This is a genomic window from Bacillus mycoides, from assembly GCF_000832605.1.
GTDB lineage: Bacteria > Bacillota > Bacilli > Bacillales > Bacillaceae_G > Bacillus_A > Bacillus_A mycoides.
Genome location: NZ_CP009692.1, coordinates 132,562 through 151,877, shown reverse-complemented (window position 1 = coordinate 151,877; position 19,316 = coordinate 132,562). Strand labels below are relative to the sequence as shown.

At 36.4% G+C, this 19,316-nt stretch carries 16 protein-coding genes and 1 riboswitch; of the genes, 10 read left to right on the top strand and 6 right to left on the bottom strand.

The annotated features are described in order from the left end of the window. Positions 1-104 precede the first annotated feature (104 nt). Complete coding sequence (locus tag BG05_RS02600; protein ID WP_003187117.1) at positions 105-812, top strand: hypothetical protein; 708 nt, start codon at positions 105-107, stop codon at positions 810-812. Between the two features lie 46 nt (positions 813-858). Here BG05_RS02600 and BG05_RS02595 read toward each other — a convergent pair whose 3' ends face one another. Then, on the bottom strand, positions 859-2,055 hold the full coding sequence (locus tag BG05_RS02595) for a NupC/NupG family nucleoside CNT transporter (protein ID WP_002063580.1): 1,197 nt from the start codon (positions 2,053-2,055) through the stop codon (positions 859-861). A 201-nt stretch (positions 2,056-2,256) separates the two neighbouring features. Beyond that, a riboswitch (purine riboswitch) is annotated at positions 2,257-2,358 on the bottom strand. A gap of 121 nt (positions 2,359-2,479) precedes the next feature. Here BG05_RS02595 and rlmD point away from each other — a divergent pair. From rlmD to BG05_RS02570, 5 genes are all read left to right on the top strand, one after another. Continuing rightward, the gene (gene rlmD / locus BG05_RS02590) at positions 2,480-3,856 is read left to right on the top strand and encodes a 23S rRNA (uracil(1939)-C(5))-methyltransferase RlmD (protein WP_033728647.1); all 1,377 of its coding nucleotides are present in this window, start codon (positions 2,480-2,482) and stop codon (positions 3,854-3,856) included. Between the two features lie 201 nt (positions 3,857-4,057). After that, a complete protein-coding gene (locus BG05_RS02585) occupies positions 4,058-5,047 on the top strand; it encodes a tRNA dihydrouridine synthase (RefSeq protein ID WP_033733721.1) in 990 nt (329 codons plus the stop codon). 214 nt (positions 5,048-5,261) lie between these two features. Further along, entirely contained in the window at positions 5,262-7,280 is a 2,019-nt protein-coding gene (locus tag BG05_RS02580) for a GAF domain-containing sensor histidine kinase (protein WP_003187109.1), read from the top strand. A 376-nt stretch (positions 7,281-7,656) separates the two neighbouring features. After that, positions 7,657-8,175, top strand: coding sequence for a YehS family protein (locus tag BG05_RS02575; protein WP_003187106.1), 519 nt, complete (start codon positions 7,657-7,659; stop codon positions 8,173-8,175). Positions 8,176-8,269: 94 nt separating this feature from the next. After that, the gene (locus tag BG05_RS02570) at positions 8,270-8,977 is read left to right on the top strand and encodes a M48 family metallopeptidase (protein ID WP_033728644.1); all 708 of its coding nucleotides are present in this window, start codon (positions 8,270-8,272) and stop codon (positions 8,975-8,977) included. Positions 8,978-9,046: 69 nt separating this feature from the next. Here BG05_RS02570 and BG05_RS02565 read toward each other — a convergent pair whose 3' ends face one another. Beyond that, complete coding sequence (locus tag BG05_RS02565) at positions 9,047-9,742, bottom strand: hypothetical protein (RefSeq protein WP_003187102.1); 696 nt, start codon at positions 9,740-9,742, stop codon at positions 9,047-9,049. A 14-nt stretch (positions 9,743-9,756) separates the two neighbouring features. After that, on the bottom strand, positions 9,757-10,866 hold the full coding sequence (locus BG05_RS02560; RefSeq protein ID WP_003187100.1) for a mandelate racemase/muconate lactonizing enzyme family protein: 1,110 nt from the start codon (positions 10,864-10,866) through the stop codon (positions 9,757-9,759). Positions 10,867-10,959: 93 nt separating this feature from the next. On the opposite strand from BG05_RS02560, the gene BG05_RS02555 reads away from it, so the two are divergent. After that, on the top strand, positions 10,960-12,237 hold the full coding sequence (locus BG05_RS02555) for a hypothetical protein (RefSeq protein WP_002169277.1): 1,278 nt from the start codon (positions 10,960-10,962) through the stop codon (positions 12,235-12,237). Here the strand turns inward: BG05_RS02555 and nhaC are convergent. Beyond that, positions 12,234-13,655: a Na+/H+ antiporter NhaC gene (nhaC, locus tag BG05_RS02550; RefSeq protein WP_002010164.1), complete on the bottom strand. Its 1,422-nt coding sequence runs from the start codon at positions 13,653-13,655 to the stop codon at positions 12,234-12,236. The two genes, BG05_RS02555 and nhaC, sit on opposite strands and share 4 nt — an antisense overlap. Before the next feature lie 289 nt (positions 13,656-13,944). Here nhaC and BG05_RS02545 point away from each other — a divergent pair, with 289 nt between their 5' ends. From BG05_RS02545 to BG05_RS02535, 3 genes are all read left to right on the top strand, one after another. After that, positions 13,945-15,060 (top strand): M20 peptidase aminoacylase family protein, encoded by a 1,116-nt coding sequence (locus tag BG05_RS02545; protein WP_003187097.1) that lies wholly within the window; start codon positions 13,945-13,947, stop codon positions 15,058-15,060. Between the two features lie 151 nt (positions 15,061-15,211). Beyond that, positions 15,212-15,820, top strand: a complete 609-nt coding sequence (locus BG05_RS02540; RefSeq protein WP_002124931.1) for an SAM-dependent methyltransferase — start codon at positions 15,212-15,214, stop codon at positions 15,818-15,820. A 3-nt stretch (positions 15,821-15,823) separates the two neighbouring features. After that, positions 15,824-16,570 (top strand): hypothetical protein, encoded by a 747-nt coding sequence (locus BG05_RS02535; RefSeq protein WP_003187094.1) that lies wholly within the window; start codon positions 15,824-15,826, stop codon positions 16,568-16,570. Between the two features lie 53 nt (positions 16,571-16,623). Here BG05_RS02535 and ahpF read toward each other — a convergent pair whose 3' ends face one another. Together ahpF and ahpC are read right to left on the bottom strand one after the other, a co-directional pair. Further along, a complete protein-coding gene (ahpF, locus tag BG05_RS02530; protein WP_002010172.1) occupies positions 16,624-18,150 on the bottom strand; it encodes an alkyl hydroperoxide reductase subunit F in 1,527 nt (508 codons plus the stop codon). Positions 18,151-18,164: 14 nt separating this feature from the next. Beyond that, the gene (gene ahpC / locus BG05_RS02525) at positions 18,165-18,728 is read right to left on the bottom strand and encodes an alkyl hydroperoxide reductase subunit C (RefSeq protein ID WP_000924420.1); all 564 of its coding nucleotides are present in this window, start codon (positions 18,726-18,728) and stop codon (positions 18,165-18,167) included. Between the last annotated feature and the right edge of the window lie 588 nt (positions 18,729-19,316).

Below are 19,316 nucleotides of genomic sequence, written 5' to 3'. Positions count from 1 at the left end.
TTTTGCATATGTAGAGTAGTTTCTATTAAAATATCAGGATCTTGGACTATAATAAGAACCGCTATAAATGTAAGTAAGAATGATGTACGGAGTGGAGAACAGAAATGAAATATAAAAAACTAGTATATATCCTTTTCATATCGCTATTCATAGTCGGTTGTCAAAGTGAAACGAGTAAAGCGAATAGTGTGGAGGAGTATATTCCACCACACCTTATGAATGCGGAAGTAACGGCGGATATTATGACGATTGAAATGGATCGTGATACCTTAAAAAAAGTAGAGGTTATTACTAAAAAAATGAGTGATCATGTGAAAAATGATAAAGAGTGGTATGTAAACTACATATCGGGGCATATAGATAAACAGGTGAAGCCATATCATCCTAATTTTGGTATTACAGAAGAAGAATATAACTTTTTTAGGAACGCCGTTGAGAATAGTAGTTTATCTAATACAAGTGATGGAAAACTGCAATTTAAACAAAAAAGTAACCATGAGATAGAAATTGTTTCAAGTAAAAACTTAGAGCTATTTCGAAATATAGTAATTGATACGGAGAAAAATATAGTAAAAACTTCGTTTGGAGAATGTCAGTATGTTGGAGAAGAAAAAACATCTTTGGAACAAAAGATAACGGGGCCCTGGCATGGCAAGCAATGGATGCTAAAAGAACAAAATTTAATTTATATATTTTCTTTGGGTAAGCTTGAAGGAGAGGATAAATCCATTATTGATATTTCAGTAAAAGGTATACACGAAGGAAAACTTATTAGTAAAGAGGAAGTAATTGAATTCCGTTCTATTTCATAAGGAATCAAAAAAATCACCTTACTTAAAAGAGTAAGGTGATTTTTTATTAAATAAACAATCCAGCGATTGTTGCAGATAAAATAGAAGCAAGTGTCGATGCAAATAGCATTTTCCAACCGAATTTTGATACGATGCTTCCTTGCTTTTCAGAAAGGGCACGGATTGTACCAACGATTGCGCCAATTTGGCTAATACTTGCAAAGCTAATTAAGAATACAGTAACGATTCCAACTGTACGTGGATCTAATGTTGCAGCAGCGCCTTTTAAATCAAGGATTGCTACAAACTCGTTTAATACAATCTTCGTACCCATAATACCACCAGCTGGGATAATATCATGAGTTGGGATACCCATTAAGAATGCGAATGGAGCAAGTATATAACCGAAGATTTGTTGTAAAGTAACAGCATATCCCATTGCACCTGAAGCTGCGCTAATTACGTAGTTTACAACTTCCATAACACCGATAAAGGCGATCATTAATGCGGCAACGATACCAGCTACTTTTAAACCATCAAGCGCACCGTTAATCATTGCGCCGATAAAGCTGTCTCCGAATAGAGTTCTATCAAATTTTTGAATCACTTCATCTTCCTTTTTCGTATCAACTGGTGTTAATAACGAACAAACGATTAAGCTTGAGAATAAGTTTAGTGGAAGAGCTGCTAGTACATATTTCGCATCTAACATCATTACGTATGATGCTGTAACAGAAGCAGAAACAGAGCTCATTGCAGAACAACAAATGATAAACATACGGTTTTTATTAAAATGCTGTAAATCGTTTTTAATAACGATTAACGCTTCACTTGAACCGAAGAATACAGAGTTTACTGCGTGGAATGATTCAACGCGTGGTAAACCAGTAATTTTTGAAATTGCACCGCCGACAACGCGAACGATGAATGGTAAAACACCTAAATAACTAAAGATAGAAAGTAGTGCTGAGAAAAATACGATAATTAATAATACATTTAAGAAAAAGACAAAATCTCTTTGAATTCCATTAAAGAGAAAATCGACACCTGTCGTACCAAGTTTAATTAGTTTGTTGAAAACTTTACTAATGAAGATGATAATTTGTTGACCAATTTTTGTGCCAAACATAAACCAACCGATTAAAATTTGGAAACCAATCATAATAGCAATTGCACGGAAGTTGATTTTACTTTTGTTGTTTGACAAAGCAAAACATAAACCTAAAACGACAAGAATACCGATAATGCTCATTACATATTGCATGTAGTTGCCCCTTTCAGAAGTTCGTATAAAGTTTTTACATAAAACGCTCGTTATATTACTAAAAATAAAGTAATAGAGGTTTTATGTCATACGTAAGATGTCTGACCTTTTAGAAAAATAAAAATAAAAAAAGACTCCTATGGATTCACTTTCATCTATGAGAGAAAGCTAATCAATAGGAGTCTTTTTATACATAGGCTAATATTCATTAGTTTTCCCCATAGTCCAGCAATTTAAGGTTGCCGGGTAGAAACTCTCGATCCATATTATCGACTATATATGAGGTAACATCGTCCGTATTAAATTAGTAGTAGCGTAACATTACTAGAGAACTATCGTCAATAGCTTTTTTTCTTCCAATAGAAATAGACCATATAAGTATGATAAAATGTAACGCAGTGTTATGAAAAAGAGAGGTCGGAAAATGAGTACAAAAATGACGCCACCAGTTGAAAAAAACGAGTTTATAGATGTAGTGTTTGAAGATTTAACACATGATGGTGCCGGTGTTGCGAAAGTGAAGGGATATCCTATTTTCGTAAAAAACGGATTACCAGGTGAGGAAGCACAAATTAAAATTATTAAAGTGAAGAAAAACTTCGCGTTTGGTCGTTTAATGAAGCTTCATCAAGAAAGTCCATATCGTAAAGATGCAGAATGCCCCGTGTACAACGAGTGCGGCGGTTGTCAGCTTCAGCACTTAACATATGAAGGACAATTAAAAGCGAAAGAAAAACAAGTACGTGACGTTATGCAGCGCATCGGCGGATTAAGTGATGTTCCTGTTCATCCTGTACTTGGCATGAAGAACCCGTGGGTATACCGTAATAAAGCACAAGTACCAATTGGAGAACGTGAAGGTGGACTTGTAGCTGGTTTCTATCGTCAAGGAACGCATGACATCATTAATATGGAATCATGCTTAATTCAGGCGGAAGAAAACGATACATTAATTCAAGAAGTAAAACGTATTTGTGAAAAGCACGGTATTTCGGCTTACAATGAAGAGCGTAACAAAGGAACACTTCGCCACGTAATGGCTCGCTACGGACAAGTAACAGGGGAAATTATGCTTGTCTTCATTACACGTACAGCTGAATTGCCAAATAAAGAAGCAATCATTGAAGAAATCGCAGCGAAATTCCCAGAAGTAAAATCAATCGTTCAAAACGTAAACACGAAACGTACAAACGTTATTTTCGGAGACAAAACGACAGTACTGTACGGATCAGAATATATTTATGACTTTATCGGTGACATTAAATTTGCGATTTCAGCACGTTCATTCTATCAAGTAAACCCAGAACAAACGAAAGTGCTATACGATAAAACGTTAGAATACGCAAAATTAAATGGTGACGAAACAGTAATCGATGCCTATTGCGGAATCGGATCAATCTCCTTATTCCTAGCGCAAAAAGCGAAAAAAGTGTACGGTGTTGAAATTGTTCCAGAAGCAATCGAAGACGCAAACCGAAACGCAGCACTAAACAACATGACAAACGCTGAATTTGGCGTAGGAGAAGCAGAAGTAGTCATTCCAAAATGGTACAAAGAAGGCGTAATCGCCGACACAATGGTCGTAGACCCACCGCGTAAAGGTTGTGATGAAGCACTACTAAACACAATCATCGACATGAAGCCAAAACGCGTCGTATACGTATCGTGTAACCCAGCAACATTAGCACGCGACTTAAAAGTGCTAGAAGAAGGCGGATATAAAACACAGGAAGTACAACCTGTTGATATGTTCCCGCATACGACTCATGTAGAGTGTGTGACTTGGCTTAAGTTGGTATAATAAAAAAGCAGTTGATATAGAAAAATCTATACCATCTGCTTTTTGGTTTATAAAAATACCATTCAGCAACGATTTTAGTTAAAATGAATATTGCTGATTTTCACAAAATATAAATGTCCAAAGGTACTTTTGCTATTTGGCTTTATATTTTTAAATTGAGAGTTTGAAATTGTATTCATATTGAGAGGATTTGAATTTGAAATGATAGATAATTTTTGGAATGATTTACCACGACCATTTTTCGTACTTGCACCAATGGAAGATGTGACAGACGTTGTTTTCCGTCACGTAGTAAGTGAAGCTGGTAGCCCAGATGTATTCTTCACAGAGTTTACAAACTCGGATAGCTATTGTCATCCAGAAGGTATGAAAAGTGTACGTGGCCGTTTAATTTTTACAGAAGATGAGCAACCGATAGTGGCGCATATTTGGGGAGATAATCCTGAATATTTCCGTCAAATGAGTATTGGTATGGCAGAGTTAGGATTTAAAGGTATTGATATTAATATGGGCTGCCCTGTACCGAACGTAGCATCAAGAGGAAAAGGTAGTGGTCTTATTCTACGTCCAGACGTTGCGGCAGAACTTATTCAAGCAGCAAAAGCGGGCGGACTACCTGTCAGCGTAAAAACACGACTTGGCTTTAAAGAGTTAAGCGAGTGGGAGGATTGGTTAACGCACATTTTTAAACAAGATATTGCAAACCTTTCTATTCATTTACGTACAAGAGAAGAAATGAGCCAAGTAGATGCGCACTGGGAACTAATTCCGGAAATTAAAAAATTACGTGACCGTATCGCACCAAATACGCTAATAACAATCAATGGAGACATTCCTGACCGTCAAACTGGAATGGAACTTGCTGAAAAATACGGTATTGATGGCGTTATGATTGGACGAGGAATCTTTAAAAATCCGTTTGCCTTTGAAAAAGAACCGAGAGAGCATAGCAGTAAAGAACACCTTGATCTTCTAAGACTACAGCTTGATCTTCAAGATCAATATGCAGAAGTACTACCACGCTCAATCACAGGGCTTCATCGCTTCTTCAAAATTTATGTAAAAGGCTTCCCTGGAGCTGCTGAACTAAGAAATCAATTGATGAACACGAAATCAACTGATGAAGTGCGTGCGTTGCTTGATAAGTTTGAGGCGAGTGTTGATAAGGATGGAGATAGTGAAACAGTGTAACTTTTGAAAGTTAGAGGGGATAGGGTGTAGCGATTTTATGAGTGTTTGTTCCATTTTAATTAAGGTGAACCGTATCATAAGTAAGTGAGGTATTCTATGTAAAACAAGGGTAAGAAAAGAATACAGGAGAAAATTGAAAATGGCAGGTTGGTCTTGATTTTCACTGATATTATCATGTTTATTTTATTATGCCTATAACTTGGAGGCTATGTGAATGTTAAGTGATCAGACGAGATATTCTAGGCTCGCGAATATAACAAAAATAATAAATACAAAATTAGAACTACGTGAAGTATTGCAGCGTGTAACAATGGCGATATCAGAGGAGATTGTTAGGTGCAACGCTGTTGGAATTTATTTACCCCAGGAAGATGGAACATTTAGAGGGTTTGCAGGAAAACCAGAGACCATAAATGGCGTAACGCTCGATACTCAGGTAATTGATCCTGAAATAGACTTACTGGCAAAAGAAGTTATTGAAACCAAAAAAACCATCTCTATCCCTGATACCTCAAAGGATCATCGGCCGGATCCGAGACCAGTTGATGCGTTCAAAATTAAGTCCTTATTAGCCCTGCCTATCTCATTTGGGCAAGAGTTATTTGGTCTGGTTTTTTTATTTGATTATGGAGCTCCAATGAACTTAACAGATTCAGAAATTCAAAGTGTTGAAGCTTATGTAAATATGGCTGCGGTCGCAATTCAAAACGCAAATAATTTAACACAAAAGGAAAACCTTATTGCCGAGAAGCAGCTGTTACTAGATGTTACCCGTGATTTATCAATGTGTTCCTCGATACAGGAGAGTTTTGATAAATGTTTTTTTTACTTAGGACAGATTTTAGAGAGTAAAAACATGGCTGCCCACCTTTTAGACCAGATAGACAAAACAACGATTAAAACAACGAAGTTAAGCAAGGACTGTGATTGGACAGAAGCGGATTGGATGGAGAAAAGCTATGAAGCCAAGATCCAAGAGGTTATTCAAACAAAAAATATAGATAGTAAGGGTCTACTGATGATTCCATTGGTTTCAATGGGAGAAGTATTAGGGGTAATCGTCGTGGGCAAAGAGGGAAAAGCTCACAATTACGATAATTCCCAAATTCAACTGGCAAAATCTATCGTTGATGCCACAGCTCCTACGTTTTCAAACTTGTTATATATGGATCAACTTGAAAGCATGGTGGAAGAGCGAACGAGGGAACTAGCTGCTGCTAATGAAAAAGTTACAAGTGTGATTGAAATTATTACGGATGGATTCTTTACTTTGAATAATAAATGGGAATTCACGTACGTAAATAAGCATCAATATTTTCCACAAAGAAAAACAGCAAAAGATGTATTAGGTAAGAATATATGGGAGGTCTTCCCGAGTAGCGTCGACGCAGTTATGTATAAGGAATTTCATCGTGCAATGTCAGAGCGAATTACAGTTCATTTCGAATTTTTTTCTATCTCTGATGAATATTGGCACGAAGTTATTGCATACCCGTATGATGATGGTATTTGTTGTATTTTTAAAAACATAACGGAAAAAAAGCAATATGAGCAGGAATTGAAAAGGTTATCCAACATAGATTTAATAGGACAAATGGCAGCAGGTATCAGCCATGAGATCAGAAATCCAATGACAACAGTACGAGGGTTTTTGCAGTTATTAAAAGAAGAGCACACCTATGAGAAACATAATAAGTACTTTAAATTAATGATTGAAGAACTTGACCGTGCCAATTCTATTATTACTGAATTTCTCTCAATGGGTAATACAAAGAAATCGGATTTGCAGATGTTAGATTTAAATTCAATTATCCACGATAGTATTCCTTTAATAAAAATTGATACCTATAATCAAAATAAATATATTCAAGTCGATACAAATGACATTCCGGAATTACTTTTAAATCGTAATGAGATACGGCAATTATTAATAAACCTATACCGAAATGGCTTAGAAGCGATGAGCACAGGGAAAGTTCTAACCATTAGCACCTACAAGGAAGGTCAAAATTGTGTGGTGCTTGCAGTGCGGGATCAAGGAAAAGGTATCAGGCCTGAAGTATTAGAGAAACTGGGTACTCCATTTTACACGACCAAAGATAATGGAACTGGATTGGGATTAGGCGTATGTTATGCTATTGCTACCCGGCATAATGCGAAAATAGAAATTCAAACAGGCTCGGAAGGCACTACCTTTTTTGTTAAATTTAATTATGAAAATAATGAACAATAACCTCATTTAGATTAGTTACGGTGAACCGTACCACAAATAAAAAGAAAAACCTAAGTAAACACAATCAATATATTTCACCTGAATTTTGCGTAACATTCATGTTTGAGTTGCCCACTAAATTAGAGTTGCATAAAAAGAAATGGACTAACCTATATCAGGTTAGTCCATTTTTAAGTGTGTTAATTAATAGTAAATCCCCATCCGTAATTTTGCGCGATTATCCCATCCTTTTTTGCTGTTTTAAAATCATCCCCAAAAGCATTAATCCACCTAAGACTACAAAACCTACCTCTAAAATGTTAAAGTAATAACTTAACGATATTAATTTATACATGCTAAAAGCATTACTATAATCAACATTTCAGGAGGAAATACAATGGCAATGAGCAACAACGATATATTAAAAAGAGTAAGATACGCTTTAGATATAAGAGATATAGATATGGTAGAAATCTTTGAACTTGGCGGGATGGAAGTAACGAAAGAGGACGTACTTGATATGCTTACAAAAGTAAAGAGAAGTCCACAACATGAAGCTGAAAATGATGATGTAATCGAAGATGAGTACGTATTAACATGCGACATGATGATGCTAGAGGCATTTTTAAATGGATTTATTACTTTAAAAAGAGGGAAGCAAGATCCGAAACCAGGGCAACCGGCACCTGTACAGAGCAAGGAGAGTGCCAATAACCTTCTTTTAAAGAAAATGAAAATAGCACTATCTTTAACGAGTGAAGATGTGCTTGATATATTAGACAGCGTAGGAGTTATCGTAACAAAAGGAGAATTAGGCGCTTTATTAAGAAAGAAAGGCCATAAGCATTACAAAGAGTGCGGCGATAGATACGCAAGGAATTTCATTAAGGGATTGGCTGTAAAGTATAGAGGATAATAAGTTTGTTAAAGCAGTAAATGATATAATAGATAGAGTAGGGCGTTTGTGTCCTATTCTTTTTTATTTGTAAAATAATACACTAGGTGATGAAATGGTACATACATATTTAGGTGAGACAATTAATTTTCATATAACTTATAAGAAGAAAAAGTCGGTGCGTCTTTTTGTAGATTCGTACGGAAATGTGGAAGTGCAAGCTCCAAAGGGAACACCTGTTGAATACTTAGTCCAGCTGCTAGAGGAGAAATGGGATTGGATTCAGAAAACACGTAAGGAAATGCAGGAGCGAGTGCTTGGTCCACAGGAAAAGGATTATGATCAAGGCGAGGGCTTTCTGTATTTAGGGAATACGTATCCGATACAGATTTCTCAAGATGCAAGTATTACGCAAGACAATGCAGTTTTTGAAGGGGATAAGCTACACATTTATGTGAATGAGCTTAAGGATGAGAAAATCCAGCAGGCTTTAAAACGATTTTACTATAAGCAGTGCAAGGCATTAGTAGAGAAGAGTATTAAAGCGCATCAAAGTAATTTTAAAACAAAACCACGTTCTATTCGTATTACAGATAGTAGTCGTACGTGGGGAACTTGTGATTCAAATCTACAGTTAACGTTTAATTGGAAGCTAGCAATGGCACCTCAAAGGGTAATTGATTATGTAGTTGTTCATGAAATGTGTCATATGGTTCATTTAAATCATGATCGCTCTTTTTGGCGTCTTGTTGGCAAGATAATGCCTGATTATAAGGAAATGGAAAACTGGTTAGCGTTATCTAGTTGGAAGATGACGGTTTAGTTATTACTTTAGATTGTGGAATGAAATAAAGTAGAACCCTAATGAATTAGGGTTCTCTTTGTACATAGATTATCGTCCAAACTTCACAGTGAAAGTATCGTCTATTCTCTCCATCGCATACCCACGATACCCCTCTGAAAGTAACGCTTGCTTTTCACTAACATCACTCATCGGAACACTTTTAACATTCGTCCAATCTCTTTCTGTGTCCTTACGCAATTCCTTCACAAAAACATACCGCATACTACCACCATACTTCTCCTTCAATGCAGCAATTTCCATCCCTTGCGCAAATTTATCCTTTAAACTAGGAATGTTAAAAGGTGCAACGGTGCAGCAAACATAATCATATTTGCTGTCTTCTTTTTGTAATTCATCCATAATGACTGTGGCTAATATTTTTTGCATCCCATTCCCTCGGCAGTTCGGATGAACGTTTGATATTTCTTGATAGATGACGCGGTGTAGTTCGTTTTCTGATAAGCCAATATCAAGTCCTAAATGTTCATCATCAATAGGAGGGACGAGCAGGGCACGAAATGCGATGAGTTCGTTTTTGATAAAAGCCCCGATCATCATGCCGTTTCCTTCTAGAATGTATTGAAATTCTTCTAGCGAGAGTGGTTGTAAACGACCTTTATCTTCTAGCGCTTCAACTATAACGTTTTGTAATGATAAAATTTGTTCCATATGTTCTAAAGATAGTAATGTAACGTGAAATGAATCGTTGTTTTGTTTTAATTTTCCTTCGTAAAGAATCGTCATGTGTTAGTCCTCCTTTAGCGTACAACGTCTTGAAAGACGGTTAATTCTTGTAATGTATTTTCGTTTATTTCAATGCCGAGTCCCGGCTTTTCGTTTAAGCGAATAAATGGTACGTCGTAATGTAAGTTTCCGATGTCTTTCGTGAATTTTAATGGTCCTGTTAGCTCGACGCTAGTAATGATTTTTTTTGAGAAAGCGACATGGAATCCTGCGGAAGAGGCAACAGATGATTCGACCATGGATCCAACTTGGCATTCAATGCCTGCCATTTCAGCTTGATGAGCGAGTTTTACAGCTGGATATATGCCGCCGCATTTCATTAGTTTTATATTCACTTTATCAGCTGCGTCTAATTTAATAATTTGGCGCATTTCACGAGAGCCTTTTAGTCCTTCATCAATCATAAGCGGAAGATCTGTTTTCGAACGAATATGAGCCATTGCATCAATATCATCCGCTACAACAGGTTGTTCAATCCAGTCGATGTTTAAATGTCCTAATGAACGAAGTGCTGTTAATGTGTTTGCGCTATTTTTCCAGCCTTGGTTTACATCAACACGAATCGCGATATCATTTCCTACACGTTCACGTACAGCTTCAATTCGTTTTACATCTTCTTTTACATTCGTGCCGACTTTCATTTTGAAAGATTGGTAACCTTTCTTAATCATAGAGGCAGCTTCCTCAGCCATATTTTCTGGATCGGCGATACTTAAGACGTGAGTGACAGGAAACTCTTCATGATAGCGTCCGCCAATTAATTGATATACAGGTTGATTTAATTTTTTGCCCATTATATCAAAACAAGCGATATCAATCGTAGCTTTCGCAGTAGGAATACCATAAATTGTATTGTCCATCATATCGTGTATTTTTTCGATATTCATTGGATTTTTCCCAATTAGAGCAGGAGCTAGTGTATGTTTTAAAACATGGAAAGTACTTTCCCATGATTCACCTGTAACGTGATCATCAGCAACGCCTTCACCGTAACCGATAATGCCTTCATCAGTTTCCATTTTGACGATAATAGAAGGCATATCAGAATAAGAACCATAACTAATAACAAACGGATCGCGAAGTGGTAAACGAATTGCGTAAAGATGAATAGCTGTAATTTTCATTGAATAAAGACCCCTTCCTGTTTACAATGGTTTTGTACATTTGATATAGTTGACGTTAAATAGTCGTTAATTAATGATAAGGAGTTAGAGAAAATGATGATAAAAATTGCAGTTGTCGGTTCAAAAGAGTTTATGGAGAATCTTTTACCTATTGCTCATAAACTAGAAGAAATAGAGATTGATCCATATATTTACCTTCATCCGGCAGAATCTTCTGAACTATTAAAGCGTTTAAAACCTTGTGATGCTATCTTTTTCTCGGGTGCCCTACCTTATTATATGGCAAAAGAAATAAGAGAACAATTACCAATTCCAAGTGTATATTTGCAGCAAGACGAGACAACTGTCGCATCTTCACTCCTTTCTATAATATACCATCAAAGTATTCAACCTCATAAAATTTCAATTGATTTAGTAGATCGTTCGTTTATTACAAATGTGTTCCATGACATCGGTCTACAAGAAACGCCGCAAGTGATGGATTATGAAAATATGTTATGGAGTAATGATGAAATTAAGAGAATCATTGATTTTCATTTAGCTAAATATCAATCTGGAGAGGTTGATTTAGCTTTAACTAGTATTCACGCTGTCTACGATGAACTTCAAAAAATAGGGATTCCTTCAGAGCGTATGATAGATCCAACGCAATCAATTATACATGGGTTAAAAGATGCAAAAATAAAAGCTGAGTTAGCAAAAAGCCATTCAGCTACTGTTGGTGCTTGTATTATATCCTTTATAGAGTTACAAGAAAGCTCGCTTGAACAATTAAATGTAATTTCAAAAGAATTACGTGGTTCATTTAAACAAGTTGATGAAATGACTTTTATTTTGTATACAACTCGTGGTGATATTGAATTGAGTATAAAAACAAATACGATAGATCGTTTATTTATGAATATAGAAGACGCAGTATCTATTGGATTTGGTTACGGAAAAACAGTAAATGAAGCGGAACAAAATGCAAAAATCGCTCGAGGTTTCGCAAAGAATAATCCGATAGAAAGCTGCTTTTATATACTAACAAGTGATAAAGAATTATTTGGTCCGTTCCCGAAAGAACAGAGAGTACAAAGTTTAAAAAACGATAATCCTGAATTAATGAAAATAGCGAAGGAAACGAAGCTTAGTCCTGCAAACTTGTCAAAAATTATTCAGTTTAGTCAATCGCATCCATCATTGAAATTTACAGCGGCGGATCTTTCTGAGTACTTACAAGTGACTCGGCGATCGACGGAAAGGCTGTTAAAGAAATTAGTTGATTACAGATATGCCAATATTTGCGGCGAGGAAATGCCCTATCAACAAGGGCGCCCTCGTGCAATATATGAGCTAAATTTACCGTTGTATTCGTTTCAAAAATTTTAAGCTTCTAGTTGTGCTTTTTGCTTTTTCAGTAGGTCTGCTTTTTCAATATCAGATAGCTTCGTAATTGTGAAGCCAGTTATACCATAAATGATTGAGATAATAGGTACGATGAAATTCAATATAGCATAAGGAGCATATTCGAATGCACCGACTCCAAGTGTTGCGAGTATAAATACACCACATGTATTCCAAGGTACGAAAACAGAAGTTAATGTTCCACCATCTTCTAATGCTCTGGATAAATTTTTAGAATGTAGTCCTTTTTCTGTGTACGCATTTGCATACATTCTTGAAGGAACAACAATCGAAATATATTGTTCAGAGCAAGTAAGATTCGTTGCAAAGCAAGATGCGATGGTAGAAGCGATAAGTCCTTTTGATGATGTCGCTAATTTTAAAATTTGATTTACAATTGAGCGAAGAATGCCAGTATGTTCTAGTACTCCGCCGAAAGTCATAGCGACAATTGTCATAGAAACTGTATTCATCATAGAGCTTAAGCCACCACGGTTAAATAGTTCATCTACTAGCTTGTTTCCAGTGTCTATGACAAATCCACTTTGGAGTGCACCGACAGCTGATGAGACAGAGCCACCTTGAATAAAGACTTGTGATAAGAATCCTAAAATAACACCTACGAGAATAGCTGGTATAGCAGGGACTTTTTTAGCGACCAATACCATAACGACTACGGGTATAATTAATAGGAAAGGCGAAATAACAAAGTTTTGTTGCAATACTTGTAACGTTTGATCGATGCTTTTTGCATCGATATTGTTATCGCCGAAGCTTCTTCCTAAGAAAGCATAGACGATAAGAGTAATAATTAAACCTGGAATTGTAGTAAATAACATATGACGAATATGTGTGAATAAATCTGTATTTGTTAATCCAGCTGCTAAGTTTGTCGTGTCTGAAAGCGGTGACATTTTATCGCCAAAATAAGAACCGGAAATTATAGCGCCAGCAACCATTGGAGCTGGGATTCCCATACTTAGGCCAATTCCCATTCCAGCAACACCGATTGTTCCCATTGTAGACCAAGAGCTACCGATTGCTAATGCAACGATAGAACAAATAATTGTAATTGAAACTAAAAATAGTGATGGAGTTAAAAGTTTTAAGCCGTAATAAATCATAGTAGCGACGATTCCGCCGCCAATCCAAGCACCGATCGTTAAACCTACAAGAATAATGATAACGATAGCGGGTAATGCAAGGCGAATTCCTTTATACATCGATTCTTCAATGTCATTCCATTTGTAACCGTATCGCCAAGCGACGATCGAAGCAACGGTTGTACCAATAATAAGTGGGACGTGAGGGCTTTGTTCTAATACAACAATTGTAACCATCATAACTGCAACTGTAATGATAATAGGGATTATTGCTATGCCAAAAGGTATTTCTCTTTTCATAAACTGCCTCCTCATTATGTATGTTTGTATTTTTAGAATTGTCGCAAAATAGACGTTATTAAGTTATAATAACTAAAAATAGATATAAGCGTCAATATATAAACAGAAAATATCGAATCTTCTATTTGTATGGATATCTTTATAAGATGAGTTGAAATCGGGTATTAACGGTATTAAAAAATAAACAATTGACTTTTTTCTTAAAATTCAATATGTTCATAAAAACATCTGTTTTTCATAAGTATAATTAATCTGAATGGTTTGTAATTAGGGGAAGGAGAATGAAGCTTTGAAAACATTAGAACTACAAGAGCGTTTAACTGAAATTTTTCAGCATTTACATGAAAACCCTGAAGTAAGCTGGAAGGAATATGAAACGACAGCTTATATTACTAACTTTCTAAAAGAAGAAGGAATTTCATATAAAATATTTGATGATTGCCCTGGCGTGATTGCTGAAATCGGAAGAGGGAATCCAGTTATCGCGATTCGTGCTGATATGGATGCACTATGGCAAGAAGTAGACGGAGAATTTAAAGCGAATCACTCGTGCGGCCACGATGCTCATATGACAATTGTGATGGGCCTTATTTTACAATTGAAAAATATGAGATGGGATAGTGGTACTGTTAGATTTATTTTTCAGCCGGCAGAGGAAAAAGGAAATGGTTCCTTAAAGATGGTAGAGAAGGGCGCCGTGGATGATGCTGATTTCTTATTTGGTGTTCATTTAAGGCCGATTGAAGAACTGCCTTTGAAACAAGCAGCCCCATCTATTCGTCACGGAGCTGCAGCATTTTTAGAAGGGATGATTCATGGAGATGATGCACACGGTGCACGCCCACATCAAGGTATAAATGCAATTGATGTCATTTCGATGATCAATATTGGATTGAAAAATATATGGTTACCGCCGCAGACGTCTTATTCTGTTAAGATGACGAGATGCCAAGCTGGTGGTGATAATCTAAATATTATTCCAGGTAACGGGCACTTTAGTTTAGATGTAAGAGCAGAAAATAACATATTACTAGATGAATTGAAGCGAAGAATAGAGCAAGTAATTCAGTCAGCTGAATCAATGGGATCTAAACTTTCTTATGAGTGGATTGATCTCGCACCAGGAGCTGAAGTGTCAGAAGAAGCTGAGCGTTTCATGCGGAAAGGCATTCTTGAAGTGTACGGGGAAGAGGGATGTACTGGACCACTGTATACGACAGGAAGCGATGATTTCCATTACTATACAGTGAAAAGACCCCATTTAAAAGCTGTCATGCTTGGACTAGGGGCGAACTTACAACCTGGATTACACCATCCGTATATGAAGTTTGATCATAGCTGTATAATGGATGGAGTAGAAATATTGAAACAAACTGTATTGAAAGTATTAGAAGACAGGGGCTAGAAAGCTCCTGTTTTTTTGGTAGGAATTTGTTGTTAAGTCGATATATTTGATTTCGCGATAATATAATTTCACGTACCAATTAATTTGATAAAAATGAGCATTCAGTACGTGGTGTATAATAATAGTAATATTTCTTAATAGGAGCAAACGAATGAACGAACAATATTACGATGCTGTATTAAATATAAAAACTGTCGGCGAGCAAAAAGGATTTAATAAGTCTATGCATTATCACCGTTATGAACCGACGCCATATAGCGGATTAGATGAGTTATTAAATCAATATGAAATAACAAGTAGCGATCGAATTGTAGACTTTGGGTGCGGAAAAGGGAGATTGAATTTTTACATGCACCATAAGTGTGGTGCTTCGGCCGTTGGGATTGAAATGAATGAAGAGTTTTATAAAGAAGCAATGGATAATCGTGATCGTTATGCGCGAAAAGTGAGAAACAGTAAAGATAAAATTCGGTTTGAATGTTGTTTAGCGCAGGAATATGAGATTGATCCACGTGATAACCGGTTTTATTTCTTCAATCCATTTTCTGTACAAGTGTTTATGAACGTAGTGAATAACATTTTGCTTTCGGTAGAGGAAATAGAGAGGGAAGTGGATATTATTTTATACTATCCTTCTGAAGATTATATTTTCTTCTTAGAGAACCAGACTGCGTTTGAATTGAAGAGAGAGGTTAGATTGCCGGGTGCTTATGAGAAGAATGGGAATGAGAGATTTTTAGTGTATAGATTGGAGCGTTAATGTATGGGGGCTTGGGGAGTAGCGATATTGTCAGATGATATTGCTAAAGATATTCAGTTAATTTATAAGGATTTGTTAGGAAATGAATATTCAAATGAAGAAGCAAGTAGGATTGTAATTGAGGAATACCAGACTGAACTAGATGATGAAGAGATTATTGTTTTTTGGCTAGCATTTGCTTGCATGCAATGGAAGTTAGGAAGACTTCAAGAGAATGTTAAACTTGAGGCATTGCAAATAATAGAGAGTGGTGCAGATTTATCCCGCTGGGAGGATGAACCTAAATTACAGAGAAAACGTGAAGTAGTGTTAAATAAACTTAGAGAACAGTTACATTCTCCGCAGCCACAAGCTAAAAAAGTACCGAAGAGATTTATAGCGAATACTTCTTTAAAAGCAGGCGATGCTGTTAGTTACGAATTAGTATCGGGGAATTATATTATTCTTAAAGTCATTGAGATTATTGAGGAATGGTACGGGGATCGATATCCTCTATTTGAAATGTGTGATTGGGAAGGGAAAGAGATTCCTTCAAAAGAACAAATTGACCAATTAGACTTAAAGAAAAGGATTTATGAAGATGGAAAGCAGGAAATAATTAAGCTTGCTATTTATTCTTCAGGAAAAAGAGATACCCCGGCCAAAAGAATACAAGTAGTAGCAGAAGATATAAATGTAGTATTAGATATAGAACCACCGTATGATTTAATATGTTGGAAGGCATTTGACGACCATTTACATACAATGTAATAAAAAAGACGCGCTACCAATAGGTAGCGCGTCTTTTATTCACGTTTATATAATTAGTTACGGATTAAGTAATCAAATGCACCTAAAGCTGCATTCGCACCTGAACCCATAGAGATGATGATTTGTTTGTACGGATTATTTGTACAGTCACCTGCACCAAACACTCCTGGTACGTTTGTAGCGCCGTGCTTGTCTGTTACGATTTCACCGCGAACGCGTTCAACTGTTTCGCCTAACCAGTCTGTGTTTGGCACAAGACCGATTTGAACGAATACACCTTGTAATTCAACATGGTGTACTTCTTCAGTTTCACGATCGATGTAAGAAATACCGTTTACTTTATCAGTACCAGTGATTTCTTTCGTTTGAACGTTTTTCAGAACAGTTACGTTTGGTAAGCTGTTAAGACGTTCTTGTAATACAGCATCAGCTTTTAATTCTGGCATGAATTCAAGAACAGTTACGTGCTTAACAATACCTGCTAAGTCGATAGCTGCTTCAATACCAGAGTTACCACCGCCGATAACCGCTACATCTTTTCCGATGAATAATGGACCGTCACAGTGTGGGCAGTATGCTACACCTTTGTTTTTGAACTCAGCTTCACCCGGTACGCCAACATTACGCCAGCGAGCACCTGTTGAAACGATTACGCTCTTACTTTTCAGAATAGCGCCGTTTTCAAGTTCCACTTCAATAAGTTCTTTTTTCTCTAAACGTTTCGCACGTTGTAGATTCATTACATCGATGTCGTATTCTTTTACGTGCTCTTCAAGGCTTGCTACTAGCTTAGGACCTTCAGTGCGTTTTACGCTGATGAAGTTCTCAATACCCATAGTATCCATTACTTGACCACCGAAGCGCTCAGCAACGATACCAGTGCGGATGCCTTTACGTGCTGCATAAATTGCTGCACTTGCACCAGCTGGGCCGCCACCAACAACAAGAACATCGTATGGATCTTTATCAGAAAGCTCTGATGCATCTGGACCGTTACCCATTTTAGCTAAAATTTCTTCAAGTGTCATACGACCGCTTCCGAAAGATTCGCCATTTAGGTAAACAGTTGGTACTGCCATGATGTCTTTACTTTCTACTTCCTCTTTAAATGCAGCGCCATCAATCATAGTATGTGTAATACCAGAGTTTAGAACGCTCATCACGTTAAGAGCTTGTACAACATCAGGACAGTTATGACAACTTAGGCTGATATAAGATTCAAAATGATATTCGCCTTGAATGTTTTTGATTTGATCGATTAATTTTTGTTCAACTTTTGGAGCACGTCCACTAACTTGTAGTAAAGCTAACACTAATGAAGTAAATTCGTGTCCTAATGGAATACCAGCGAATACGACACCAGTTTCTTCACCAGGGCGATTTACGCTAAAGCTTGGTGTTCTCTCTAGTTCAACTTTTTCTACTGTAATCTTAGATGACATAGTAGCTAATTCATCTACTAGAGATAACATATCTTTAGATACGTTATCGTCTCCTGCGCTTACTTTAAGTAAAATATCGTTCTCCATTAACTGAAGGTATTGGGATAGTTGTGTTTTTATATCTGCATCTAGTATCATTTTGATCGAACTCCTTAGATTTTGCCTACAAGGTCAAGGCTTGGTTTAAGTGTTGCAGAACCCTCTTGCCATTTAGCTGGGCAAACTTCACCTGGGTTGTTACGTACGTATTGAGCTGCTTTAATTTTGTTAACAAGGATGCTTGCGTCACGGCCGATACCGTCAGCATTGATTTCCATAGATTGGATAACGCCGTCTGGATCGATGATGAATGTACCACGAGCAGCAAGACCTTCTTCTTCCATTAAAACGTTGAAGTTTGTAGTGATTGTGCGAGTTGGGTCACCAATCATAATGTATTCGATTTTGCCGATAGTTTCTGAGCTATCATGCCATGCTTTGTGAGTGAAGTGAGTGTCTGTAGATACAGAGTATACTTCAACGCCTAAGTCTTTTAGAGTTGCGTATTGGTTTTGTAAGTCTTCAAGTTCAGTTGGACAAACGAATGTGAAGTCTGCTGGATAGAAACAAACTACGCTCCATTTTCCTTTTAAACTTTCGTCAGTAACTTGGATAAATTCTCCATTATGGTAAGCATTAGCTTTAAACGGTTTTACTTCTGTGCCGATTAATAACATATTAAAATTCCTCCTAAAGGTTGGTTTTGAGCATCGGAAATTAGTTTGCTCATAAAATATATTTTTTAATTAACTATAATAATTCTAATTCGATATTAATTATCATATAGAAGTGGTTATTTTGTCAAGAGAATAAACCAACTTTATACCAATTTAATTAATATTTATTCTCAATTAAGGCTGTTAGGGAATTAAAAGGTAATTTTCAAGTCATAAATTTTCAATGAGTGTTTGAAAGAGTAGTGTGTATGTTAGAGACATGGTGTAAGTATAAATTCTTAGGAAGGAAATATTTCTTAGAAGTTGTGGATTTGAAAAGGAACTGCTTACTTCTATTTTACAAAGAATTGTGCAATAAATAAAACAAAATGTATCGGAATCTTTGTGAACAATTATTGTCATCATAAATATATATAATAAGAAGTATATTGCAATGAGAAATAGAAACATTGACGCTCATTTCTAACAAGATATAATAAAAGCGAGATATGTATTGCAATAGAGAAGATATAGTATAGATTGAAAAAGTTTCAGTCTATTATTTTTTACGACTTTTAGAAAACGTTTACATTTAGTGTGGAGGGGAAA